Annotated in this window: 9 protein-coding genes; 4 read left to right on the top strand and 5 right to left on the bottom strand. The window is 76.6% G+C overall.

Annotated elements, in window-relative coordinates; genetic code table 11:
* Window positions 1-144 precede the first annotated feature (144 nt).
* Entirely contained in the window at window positions 145-2,487 is a 2,343-nt protein-coding gene (locus tag PSR1_RS17475; RefSeq protein ID WP_059438731.1) for a hypothetical protein, read from the bottom strand.
* A gap of 374 nt (window positions 2,488-2,861) precedes the next feature.
* On the opposite strand from PSR1_RS17475, the gene PSR1_RS17470 reads away from it, so the two are divergent.
* Window positions 2,862-4,232 carry a sigma-54-dependent Fis family transcriptional regulator gene (locus tag PSR1_RS17470; RefSeq protein ID WP_059438730.1) on the top strand — a complete coding sequence of 457 codons (1,371 nt, stop codon included), beginning with the start codon at window positions 2,862-2,864 and terminating at the stop codon, window positions 4,230-4,232.
* Between the two features lie 167 nt (window positions 4,233-4,399).
* A complete protein-coding gene (locus PSR1_RS17465; protein WP_059438729.1) occupies window positions 4,400-5,014 on the top strand; it encodes a rubrerythrin family protein in 615 nt (204 codons plus the stop codon).
* 22 nt (window positions 5,015-5,036) lie between these two features.
* On the opposite strand, the gene PSR1_RS17460 is transcribed toward PSR1_RS17465, so the two are convergent.
* Both PSR1_RS17460 and PSR1_RS17455 read right to left on the bottom strand, forming a co-directional pair.
* Window positions 5,037-5,273 (bottom strand): hypothetical protein, encoded by a 237-nt coding sequence (locus PSR1_RS17460; RefSeq protein WP_059438728.1) that lies wholly within the window; start codon window positions 5,271-5,273, stop codon window positions 5,037-5,039.
* An 88-nt stretch (window positions 5,274-5,361) separates the two neighbouring features.
* Entirely contained in the window at window positions 5,362-5,694 is a 333-nt protein-coding gene (locus tag PSR1_RS17455; RefSeq protein ID WP_059438727.1) for a helix-turn-helix transcriptional regulator, read from the bottom strand.
* A gap of 138 nt (window positions 5,695-5,832) precedes the next feature.
* Between PSR1_RS17455 and PSR1_RS17450 the strand changes: the two genes are divergently transcribed.
* Window positions 5,833-6,696, top strand: coding sequence for an SDR family oxidoreductase (locus tag PSR1_RS17450; protein ID WP_059438726.1), 864 nt, complete (start codon window positions 5,833-5,835; stop codon window positions 6,694-6,696).
* Window position 6,697: 1 nt separating this feature from the next.
* On the opposite strand, the gene PSR1_RS17445 is transcribed toward PSR1_RS17450, so the two are convergent.
* Window positions 6,698-7,681 carry an aldo/keto reductase gene (locus tag PSR1_RS17445; protein WP_059438725.1) on the bottom strand — a complete coding sequence of 328 codons (984 nt, stop codon included), beginning with the start codon at window positions 7,679-7,681 and terminating at the stop codon, window positions 6,698-6,700.
* Between the two features lie 47 nt (window positions 7,682-7,728).
* On the bottom strand, window positions 7,729-8,751 hold the full coding sequence (locus PSR1_RS17440; protein ID WP_059438724.1) for a deoxyhypusine synthase family protein: 1,023 nt from the start codon (window positions 8,749-8,751) through the stop codon (window positions 7,729-7,731).
* Between the two features lie 182 nt (window positions 8,752-8,933).
* On the opposite strand from PSR1_RS17440, the gene PSR1_RS17435 reads away from it, so the two are divergent.
* On the top strand, window positions 8,934-11,059 hold a 2,126-nt coding region (locus PSR1_RS17435; protein ID WP_237758107.1), incomplete at its 3' end, for a M1 family metallopeptidase.

Raw genomic sequence — 11,059 nt, 5'->3', positions numbered from 1 at the left:
GTTCGCGCTGTTCGGGCTGGCGCTCCTGGCCGTGCCGCGCCTGCGCCGGCCGCGCGCCGCGCCGGCGGCGACGGCGAGGGTGCGGTGACGGCGGGCCGCGGCCCCGGACGCACCGGGACCGCGGCCCTCCCCCTCACCCGCGCGCTACGGACAGCCGACCGGCCGGGTGGCGGCGCCCTGGTACAGCTCGCACACCGGGACGCGCGCGCCCGGAGCGTGGCAATCCATGCACGCCGAGATCGCCTGCGCCCGCGGCGCCACCTCGTGGTTCACGTTCATGAACATCTCGGTGTAGCCCCAGCGCCAGTCCACGCCGCGGACGAGCGCGCGGAAGACGCGCACCGGCTGCGTCGAGACCACCGGCGCGGCCGGAGGCGGCAGCGCCGCCTCGTGCCAGCGGAGCGTGTTCGCGTCCACCACCGTGACGGCCTTGATGCCGGGCGCGAACCCGGCGTCCGGCGTCATGACGTTGTAGGTGCCGGGGGCGAGCCCGTGCCCGGGCGCGTCGAGCGTCACGTCGCCGGCGGCGTCGCGCGTGGCGTGGCCGGCGGCCACCGTGACGAGCGCCGGGAGCTGGCCGGCCGTCGCGGCGCCGAACGAGACGACGTCGTTCCACATGGCGTCGAGGAACGCCGCGTAGGTGGCGTGGTCGCCGTACCTCGGCCCGGTCGGCTCGGCCGAGGTGGCCGGGATGACCGGGATCGACGCGCCCGCCGTCGTCGGATCGGGCTTCACGCCCCACAGCGACCACTGGCCGAACACGTGCGGCACGATCGCGAACGAGCCGTCGATCATGACCGGCTGCCGGCCCTGCATGTGCTTGAACGGGGTGATGCGCGCGCCGGCGTCGCCGAGCCGGGCGGCGGGCTCGGACAGCGCGATGGGGGCGGCCGCCGCCTGCCCGTCGGCGGGATCGAACGAGGCCAGGGCGCCCGAGATGGTGGCGTGGCGGGCGGTGCCGTCGTACCAGCGGTACGCAGGCTTCACGTCCTTCTCCATCACGAACACGCCCTTCTGCCAGTTGTAGTCCACCTCCACGCCGTCGATGACCGCCTTGGAGGTGCCGAACGCCGCGCTGGCCGGGTTGGTGACGCACGCGTCCACGATGGCCTGCGGCGCCCCGGGGTACCTGCAGTCCTTGTAGCCGGCCTGCTCCCAGTTCCAGTTCGTCTTGGTGGCGAGCTGCCGCGAGAACGCCGGCACGTGGCAGGTCTGGCAGGCGAGCGCGGCGAGGTGCTTCGCGGTGTGGATGGGCGCGGTGGGCGCGTGGCAGTCGGCGCAGGCGAGCGGCGCCTCCTCCACCATGGCGACGGAGAGCCCGGTGCCCTTCATCCGGTCGTGGCGGAAGCCGTCGCCGGCGTGGCAGTCCACGCACAGCGTGGGCGCGCCGGCGTTCGCCGAGCCCATGTGCACGTCCACCTCCGGACCGGCCGGGACCGCCAGCGACGAGGCGAGGTCGCCCATCTTCACGTTGTCGCCGCCGCCCGCGTAGAAGTGGCACTTGCCGCAGTTGTCGCGGCCGGGCCGGCGCACCGAGCGCGCGGCCTGGAGCAGGACGTCGGAGAGCTTCGCCGCGTACTCCGGCGAGCCGGGCGCGACGCAGGTCGGGCCGCCGGCGAGCGGCAGGCACACCTGCGCGGCGGTGCAGGCCGGGGTGCAGCCGGACGCGGGCTTCACGTCGGCGACGCCGAAGTTCTTCTGCGCCTTCACGTAGCCGGTCGCCAGGTCGGCGTGGCAGACGAGGCAGTCCACGCGGCCGGCGTCGGGCGCGAGCTGGTAGGCGAGCTTCTTCTGCGCGGGGTCGCCGTAGCCGGCGTGGCACTCGCCGCAGCGCCCCTCGTTGCTGGGCACGGCCACGCAGAAGTCGTTGATGAGCCCCTTCTTGCCGATGGTCCCGTCGTCCACCGGGTTGCCGGCGGCGTCGCGGAGGCCCGGCGTCGGGCCGGCCCAGCGGAAGTGGGCCGAGGCCAGCATCTCCTGGCCGGCGGCGGCGTGGCAGGTGAGGCACTCGGCGGTGACCTCCTCACCCTTCGTGAACGGGCCGGTGAGCCAGGCCGCGTGGATGTTCGTGATCTCGCAGCGCAGCGCGGTGGCGTTCCAGGCCTGGCCCGGGCCGCAGAGGGAGGCCGTGGCCTCGCACCGCTGCGCGGCGGCGTTCCACGCCTGCCCGGCGCCGCACACGCCGACGCACGCGGCCGCGCCGCCGGCCGCGATGCACACCTGATCCTGCGCGCACCCGGCGGCGCAGGCGCTGGAGAGGAGCGGCACGCAGCTCGCCGACGCGCCGGCGCCCTGGCACACGGTCCCGGCGTCGCAGGCGGGGCTGCAGGCCTCCACCGCGACGCACGCGCCGCCCACGCAGGCGGCGCCCTCGCCGCAGAAGTCCTGGCACTTCTTGTCGTCGCTCGACGAGCAGGCGGCCAGCCCGGCGGCCGCGGCGAGCGCGGCGGCCAGGGCGAGGCCCCGGATGGAAACGGTTCGGATCAAGACGTTCTCCTCGGAACGGGGTTCACCGCCGGTGGCGGCGCGCCGCGCGCCCGCGGGCGGGCGGCGCGGGGCCGGTGAGCAACGCGCGTGCCCCGCCGGGCGCCGCGCCGCGCCCTGCGCGCTTCCGTCCACGTCCCGAGCCGTCCCGGGCGGATGGCGCGGCCGCCCGCGGGGCGCCGTCGCGCCGGGCGTTCACGCGTGAACGTCTCCCGTCTCGTTCGCGCCGGCGCCCCTGAACGCCCGCCCGCCGCGCCGGCGACGCGGGCCGGAATCCCCCGGGATCCGGCCCTGCGGCCATCTGCCGCAGCCCTGGGCGGAACCCACGACGGGGCGCGCGGCTCCGACCCGGCGTTCACGTGAACGCCGGAGGAGACGTGTCCCCGCCCAGCGCCGCCCCCCTCCCGTTCCTCGGCCTCGGCAGCGAGGACGCGCTCCACGCCGTCGCCGACGCGCTCCCCGACGGCCTGTTCACCACCGACGCCGCGGGGCGCATCACCTTCTGGAACCGCGCCGCGGAGCGGATCACCGGGTGGTCGCCCGGCGAGGCGGTCGGGCGCGACTGCTCGCTGCTGGCCGGCGACCCGGTGCACGGCTGCGCCTGCGGCGAGGGCCCCATCCGCTGCGGCATGGCCGAGCGCGAGCGCACCTCCAAGACCTGCTCGGTGCGCACGCGCGACGGCCGCCTGCTCGTCATCGTGAAGAGCGCCGTCCCGCTGCTCGCGCCCGACGGCGCCGCGGTGGGCGCGCTCGAGTCCTTCAGCCCGGTGGACCCGGTGCCCGCCGGGCGCCGGCAGGACCCGTGCGCGCGGCCGCAGGCCTCGGGGCTGCTCGGGCGCGGGGCGGCGATGGAGGAGCTGCGCCGGATGATCGCCCTGGTGGCGCGCTCCGACGCGACTGTGATGCTCCACGGCGAGAGCGGCTCGGGCAAGGAGCGGGTGGCCGAGGCCATCCACGCCGGCAGCGCCCGGGCCGCCGGCCCGTTCGTGCGCGTGAACTGCTCCGCGCTCAACGAGAACCTGCTGGAGAGCGAGCTGTTCGGGCACGTGCGCGGCGCGTTCACCGGCGCGCTGCGCGACCGGCGCGGCCGCTTCCAGGAGGCGGACGGCGGCACGCTGCTGCTGGACGAGATCGGCGACATCTCGCCGGTGGTGCAGGTCAAGCTCCTGCGCGTCATCGAGCAGCGCCAGATCGAGCGCGTGGGCGACTCCGCGCCGGTCCCGGTGGACGTGCGCATCGTGTGCGCCACCCACCGCGACCTGCGCGCGCTGGTGGACGCGGGCCGCTTCCGCGCCGACCTGTACTTCCGCCTGGCGGTGTTCCCGCTGCGCGTCCCGCCGCTGCGCGAGCACGTCGAGGACCTGCCCGAGATCGCCGCCGCGTTCCTGGAGCGCCACGCGCCGGCGTCCGGCGGGCGGCCGCGCGCCCTCTCCGCGGCCGCGGTGGCGACGCTGTCCGCCTGCACCTGGCCCGGCAACGTGCGCGAGCTCCAGAACGTGCTCGAGTTCGCGGCGCTGCAGGCGGGCGACGGCGACATCGGCCTGGAGCACCTCCCCGCCGAGCTGCGCGGGGCCTGCGCGCCGCCGGCCCGCCGCCCCGGCGCGATGCCGGGGCCGGAGGAGATCCGGGCCGCGCTGGAGGCCTGCGGGGGGCGCCGGGCGGAGGCGGCTCGGCGGCTGGGCATCTCGCGCGGGACGCTCTGGAAGCGGATGCGGGCGCTGGCGCTCGGCCCACCCGAGCCGGGCTAGGCTCGTCCCCGGGGGCCTCCTCCGGCATCCGCCGGCCGCGCGCCGGCAAGCTCCCGATCTCGCAGGGCACCCGGCCATGCGTCATGCGCCGGATGGCGCCGCCGCGCGGGTCCTCCCATGGTGACCGTCGCCCCGGGCTGGTCCGGGAGGCGCGACGGAGGCTCACGATGAGGACGATGGCGATCGCGGTCGGGACGTGTGTGCTGCTGCTCGCGGGAGGGGCGCTCGGCGCCGAGCCCTCCCCCACGCAGGCGAACCTCCAGGCGGCGCACCAGCGCGACCTCGACGCGCACGCCCGGTACCAGGCGTTCGCCGCCGCCGCCGACCGCGAGGGTTACCCGGCCGCGGCGACGCTGTTCCGGGCGGCCGCGCGCTCCGAGCAGATCCGGGCGGAGCTGCACGCGGCGGCGCTCCGCCGCCTGGGCGGCTCGGTCACGACGGCCGCGGCCGCGGTGGGGACGGTGCGAGACACCCCGTTCAACCTGCGCGCGATGCTGTCGCACGAGAGCGCCGAGCGGTTCGGGTCCTACCCGCGCGCGGTCCGGCAGGCGCGCCGCGAGGGGCTGGCGGAGGCGGCGCTCGGCTTCACGCTGGCGCACGCGGTGGAGCGGGAGCTGGTGGCGCTCTACCAGGACGCGGTGGGCCGGCTCGACCAGCTCCGCGCTCCCGCCGAGCCGCTCCACGTCTGCCGCACGTGCGGGCACGTGGCGCGCGGCGCCCAGCCGCCGGAGACGTGCCCGGTGTCGCTCTCGCCCGCCGAGGCGTTCGAGCGCGTCCCGTAGCGCGTCCGGCGGCGGGCTCGGCTCAGGCGGCGAGCGGGACCAGCGGCGGCTGGAGGTCGCCGGGATCCACCCCGACGAGCTCGCCCGCCTCCTCCGGCGTGAGGCAGCGCTCGGCGACGAGCATGCGCCCGGCGAGCGCCCGGGCCGCGCGGGCGCGGCGGGCGTCGCGGACCAGCAGCGAGGCGTGCAGCGCGCGGCGCGCGTCCGCGGGGATGGCGTTCTCGACCAGCAACATGGGAACGAGGGACCAGGTGTTCATCGGCACCCCCGCTACTTAATTCGACGCCCGTCGATTTTCATCCGAAAGCGGGCGGGGGCGCCGGGGTCCCGCGATGGGCGGCCGGAGATCAGGCGCCGCGCGCCCGCGATTCCGCGGGCTTGCGCGGTGGCGGGGGCGCGAGGGTGCGAGTCCGCAGCTCCTCCAGGTACGCCTCCATCACGTCGCGCCGGAGCCGGAAGTACGCGAAGTGCCCCTCCCGGCGGCGCTCCAGCAGCTGCGCGCCGACCAGCTCCTTCAGGTGGTGCGAGACGGTGGACTGGCAGAGGGCGACGCCCTCCACCAGCTGCGAGCACGCCACCTCGCCCTCGGCGGCGGCGCGGCGGAGGATCTCGCAGCGCTGCGGGTCGGCGAGCGCCCGCGCGATGCTGCAGAACTCGTCGTCGGTGAGCTGGACGGGCATGGAGAGGCTCCTGGCGGGCCTTCGATAGCCGTCGATGCGCGCCGCGTCAAGGGCGGCCGTTCCGCGCCGGGCGAACGGTGCCGCGGCCCGGTATGCAAGGCCCGATTCCCGGGCGCCCGCGCCCGAAGGAGAGATCCCGTGATCGCCATCACCGCCGCCTCCGGACACCTCGGCCACCGGGCCGTCGAGGCCTTGCTGAAGCGCGTCCCCGCCGCCGGGCTGGTGGCGCTGGTCCGCCACCCCGAGCGGGCGGGCGACCTCGCCGCCCTCGGGCTGCAGGTCCGCGAGGGCGACTACGACCGCCCGGAGACGCTCGCGCCCGCGCTCGCCGGCGTCGAGAAGCTCCTGTTCATCTCCGGCAGCGAGGTCGGCCGGCGGGTGCCGCAGCACCGCGCGGTCGTGGACGCCGCCCGGCGCGCCGGCGTCCGCCTGGTCGCGTACACGAGCATCCTGCACGCCGACACCTCGCGCGTGCTGCTCGCGACGGAGCACCGCGAGACCGAGGCCCTGCTCCGCGCCTCCGGCGTGCCGTACGTGCTGCTCCGCAACGGCTGGTACCTCGAGAACTACACCGAGCACCTGGCGCCGGCGCTGGCGCACGGGGCGATCGCGGGCTCCGCCGGGAACGGCCGGATCGCCGCGGCGTCGCGCGCCGACTACGCGGAGGCCGCGGCCGCGGTGCTCACCGGCACCGGCCACGAGCGCCGGGTGTACGAGCTGGCCGGCACGCCGTTCACCATGGCCGACCTCGCCGCGGAGGTCTCGCGCCAGGCCGGCAAGCCCGTCGCCTACCGCGACCTGCCGCCGGCCGAGTACCGGGCGGTGCTGGTCGGCGCCGGCCTCCCGGGCCCGTACGCCGACGCGCTGGTGGACGCCGACCTGGGCGTCGCCCGGGGCGAGCTCGACGACGCGAGCGGCGAGCTCCAGCGGCTGATCGGGCGGCCGAGCACGCCGCTCGCGAGCGCGGTGGCGGCGGCGCTGGCGGCGCTGCCCGCCCCGTAGCCTACGTCCAGGCCAGGGTGGCGCGCCGGGCCCAGTAGCGGGCCGGCGGCTCGACCAGCGCGGCGAGCCGCTCCTGGGCCTCGGCGCTGGGCTGCAGCTCGAGCGCGCGCAGGTTGGAGCGGAGCTGGTCCACGGTGGCGGCGCCGAGCAGCACCAGGTCCGCCCACGGGCGGGCCAGCGCGGCGGCGAGCGCGAGCGCGTCCGGCGTGGTCCCGACGTCGCGCGCCACGCGCGCGAGCGGCCCGTCGGCCCCGGCGTCGCCGCGCGGCCCGAGCCGGCCGTTCGCGAGCGGCTCCTTCACGATCACCAGCCGGCCGGACGCGTGCGCCTCGCCGAGCACTGCCTCGCAGGAGCGCTCGAGCAGGTTCCAGGTGCCCTGCACCGCGGTGAACAGCGGCCGGCCGCCGCGCTCCACGCCGAGCGCGCGCGCGGCCGCCTCGGCCTGCCCCGGCCCGCTCACGGTCACCCCGATGCGCAGCCCGCCGTCGCGCAGCCGGGCCAGCTCGTCCAGCACCGCGCCGTCGCCGAGCACCGGGCCGTCCGCGGTCACCGAGTGGATCTGGTACAGCGAGAGCAGCGGGCCGAGCGCCTCGACCGACTCGGCGTGCTGGCGCCGCAGCGCCTCCAGCGAGTGGTCCTTCACCTCGTGCTTCTCGGCGTCCACCCGCCAGCCGCCCACGTAGCGGTACCCCCACTTCGACGACACGGTGACGTCGCCGGGGCCGAGCCCGCGGGCGTCCGCCCAGGCGCGCAGGAACGCCTCGCCGGCGCCGTAGGAGCGGGCCGCGTCGAGGTGGCGGATCCCGGCGTCGTACGCCGCGTCGAGCACCGCGTGCGCGTGGCGGCGGAGCTGCTCGGGCGAGCGGCCCTCGGGGAAGTCGGTGCCGTGTCCGATGGTGTGGTAGGCGGGGCGGCCCAGCGCGGCCATCCCCAGCCCGAGCCGGCGGACGGCCGGCGCCGTCCGCGGGGGTTGCGGGATCTCCATGCCGTCCTTCTAGCAGGGATCCCGCCCCCCGTCCGCCAAAGCGGACGTCACTTCGCGAGCTTCGCGATGAGCGCGTTCGCCTCGGCGGGCGCGCGCTTGCACTCGAGCAGCGCGGTGAGCATCAGCGGCGCCACGATGGTGGCGTCGGACTCGACCACGAACATCGGCGTGTCCTGGGTGAGCTTGTCCCAGGTGATCTTCTCGTTGGGCGTCGCGCCGGAGTAGGAGCCGTACGACGTCGTCGAGTCGGAGATCTGGCAGAAGTAGGCCCAGGGCTTCACCGGCTCGCCCAGGTCGTACTTGATCGACGGCACCACGCAGATGGGGAAGTCGCCGGCGATGCCGCCGCCGATCTGGAAGAACCCCACGCCCTGGCCGGCCGACAGCTCCTTGTACTGGTCGTAGAAGGCGGCCATGTACTCGATGCCGGACTTCACGATCGACGGGCTGCACTCGCCGGTCTTCACGTGCGAGGCGAAGATGTTGCCGAACGTCGAGTCCTCGTGGCCGGGGACCACGATGGGCAGCTTCGCCCGCGCGGCGGCGAGCAGCCAGCAGGCCTCGGGATCGCCCTCGTAGAGGTCCGTCCCGATCGACTGGATCAGCTCGTAGAAGTACTCGTGCCAGAACCGGCGCTCGCCCTTCTCGGTGGCGCGCGTCCACATCGGGACGATGAACTTCTCGACCGCGCGGAACGCCTCGTCCTCCGGGATGCTGGTGTCGGTCACCCGGCGCATCCGGTCCTCGAGGATGCGGGTGTCGTCCGCCTTGGTGAGGTACCGGTAGTCGGGGAAGTCCTTGTAGCTGTGGTGCGCGACCAGCCGGAACAGCGACTCCTCCAGGTTCGCGCCGGTGACGGAGAACCCGTGGATGAGCCCGGCCCGGATGGCGGGCGCGAGCGTGAGGCCGAGCTGGGCCGAGGACATGGCGCCGGCGACGGCCCAGAACATCTTCCCGCCCGCCTCGACGTGCCGCCAGTAGGCGACGAGCGCGTCGCGGGTCTGGCGCGCGTTGAAGTTCTTGAAGTTCGTGAGGACGAACTCGAGGACGGGCAGCTCGGTCTTCGGCATCTCGGCACCTTTCCGTCGCGCCGTCGAGGCGCGCGCACTGCGATCCGGGCGCTCGTACCCGACTGCGCCCCGCCGATCAAGCCCGGCGTTCGTCCGGGGACCGGCGGCCGGCCGTCGAGGCGGTTCCCCGGCGCGCCGGGGCGGCGTATCGTCTCCGTCTCCGGAGGTGAACCGTGACGTCGATGCGCCGCGCCGCTCCGCCCCGGCTCCACCCCGCCCTCCTCGCAGCCGCCCTGCTGGCGCTCGCCTCGCGCGCGACCGCGGCGCCCGTGTCGCCGCCCGGCGCGGCGCCGGCCCCCCGGGACGCGGACCGGCCTCCGCTGCTGCAGCTCCCCGGCGAGGTGCGCCCGGTCCGCTACGCGCTCGACGTGGAGGTGCTGCCGGACCGCGAGGACGGGATCCGCGGCCGGGCCGAGATCGCGGTGGTGCTGGAGCGGTCCCTCGCCCGGATCTGGCTCGACGCGCGCGACCTCGCCGTGTCGGAGGTCACCGTCGAGGTCGCCGGCGGCCCCCGCGTGGCCGGACGGCTGACGCAGGTCCACCCCACGGGCGTCGCGCGGCTCGACCTGCCGCGGGCGGTGGGACCCGGGCCGGCGACGATCCGCCTTGCCTGGTCGGCGCGCTGGGGCCCCGGCACCGGCTCGTTCCGCGCGCGCGAGGGCGACGCGTTCTACGCGTCCACGCAGTTCGAGGCCGTGGACGCCCGCCGCGCCTTCCCGTGCTTCGACGAGCCCCGGTTCAAGACGCCGTTCGAGGTGACGCTCACCGTTCCGGCCGGGCTGGTCGCGATCTCGAACGCCCCGGAGCAGGCCAGCGAGCCGGCCGCGGGCGGCCTCCGCCGCGTCCGCTTCTCGGCCACCCGCCCCATCCCCACCTACCTGGTGTTCTGGACGGTGGGCCCGTACGACGTCGTGGACGCGCCGGCGCCGGCGAACGGGGTCCGCAGGGCGCCGCTGCCGGTGCGCTACCTCGTCCCGCGGGGCCGCGCCGGCGACGCGGCGTTCGCGCGCGAGGCCGGGCAGGCGCTGCTCGCGGAGCTGGAGCGGTGGTTCGGGACGCCGTTCCCCTACCCGAAGCTCGACCACGTCGCCCTCCCGGGCTTCCCGCTCGCCATGGAGAACCCGGGCGCGATCTCCTACGTCGAGTCCGCGCTCCTGTTCGACCCGCGCCGGCAGGGCCCCGACGAGCGCCGGTCGATCGCGGACACCATGGCCCACGAGATGTCGCACCACTGGTTCGGCGACCTCGTGACGCTGCCGTGGTGGACGGAGATCTGGCTGAACGAGTCCTTCGCGCAGTGGATGGGGACGCGGGCGGTCCAGCGCTGGCAGCCGTCGTGGGGGGCGGACGTGGCCGCCGCGGCCGGGACGGCGCGGGCGATGCGCCAGGACGAGCTCGCGACCACCCGCGCCATCCTGAAGCCGCTCGAGCGCATCGAGGAGGTGGAGGGGCAGTTCGACGCGATGAGCTACCAGAAGGGCGCGGCGCTCCTCGGCATGGTCGAGCGCTGGGTGGGCGAGGCGCCGTTCCGAGAGGGCGTCCGCCGCTACCTGGCGGCCCACGCGGACGGGACCGGCTCCACCGACGCGCTGCTCGCGGCCATCTCCGCGGCGGCCGGCCGCGACGTCGCCGGGCCGTTCCGGACGTTCCTCTCGCAGCCGGGGGTGCCGCGGGTGGAGGCCGCCGTCGACTGCGGGGGCCCCGGCGCACGGGTCCGGCTCCGGCAGGCGCGGGCGCTGCCGCGCGGCTCCGCGGCCGCGCCGGGCGGCGCCTGGAGCATCCCGGTGTGCGTGCGCTACGAGGCCGCCGGCGCGGTGCGCGAGCGCTGCACGCTGCTGGACGAGGTCGAGGGGACGCTGGCGCTCCCCGAGGGCTGCCCGGCGTGGCTCATGCCGGACGCCGGCGCGGCGGGCTACTACGCGTGGGCGCTCGCGCCCGCCGACCTGGCGCGGCTGCGCGCGCGGGGGCTGGCGCGGCTCTCCACCCTGGAGCGGCTCTCCTACGCGCGGTCCGTCGCGGCGGCCGAGCGCGCCGGGGCGCTGCCGTACGCGGACGCGATGGACGCGCTCACCGCGCTGGCGCGCGACCGGCAGCCCGAGGTCGCCGCCGCGCCGATCGAGGCGCTCGAGCGCGCCCGCGAGTGGCTGGTGCCGGCGGCGGACCGGCCGGCGGTGGAGGCGCTGGCGCGCCGGCTCTACCGGCCCGTGCTCGCGCGGCTGGGCTGGGCGGCGCGGCCGGGGGAGTCGAGCGCCACGCGCGACCTCCGCGCCCGCGTGGTGCGCCTGCTCGCGTTCACGGGGCGCGATCC

This window comes from Anaeromyxobacter sp. PSR-1, from assembly GCF_000964525.1.
Taxonomy (GTDB): Bacteria; Myxococcota; Myxococcia; order Myxococcales; family Anaeromyxobacteraceae; genus Anaeromyxobacter.
The sequence above is the reverse complement of the archived record's forward strand: the minus strand, read 5'-3'. Positions and strand labels throughout refer to the sequence as shown.

Bases quoted from the DNA above. Each gene is read 5' to 3' on its own strand.
- PSR1_RS17465 (WP_059438729.1), top strand. From the start codon at position 4,400: ATGAGGACGATGGCGATCGCGGTCGGGACGTGTGTGCTGCTGCTCGCG.
- PSR1_RS17460 (WP_059438728.1), bottom strand. From the start codon at position 5,273: ATGAACACCTGGTCCCTCGTTCCCATGTTGCTGGTCGAGAACGCCATC.
- PSR1_RS17455 (WP_059438727.1), bottom strand. From the start codon at position 5,694: ATGCCCGTCCAGCTCACCGACGACGAGTTCTGCAGCATCGCGCGGGCG.
- PSR1_RS17445 (WP_059438725.1), bottom strand. From the start codon at position 7,681: ATGGAGATCCCGCAACCCCCGCGGACGGCGCCGGCCGTCCGCCGGCTC.
- PSR1_RS17440 (WP_059438724.1), bottom strand. From the start codon at position 8,751: ATGCCGAAGACCGAGCTGCCCGTCCTCGAGTTCGTCCTCACGAACTTC.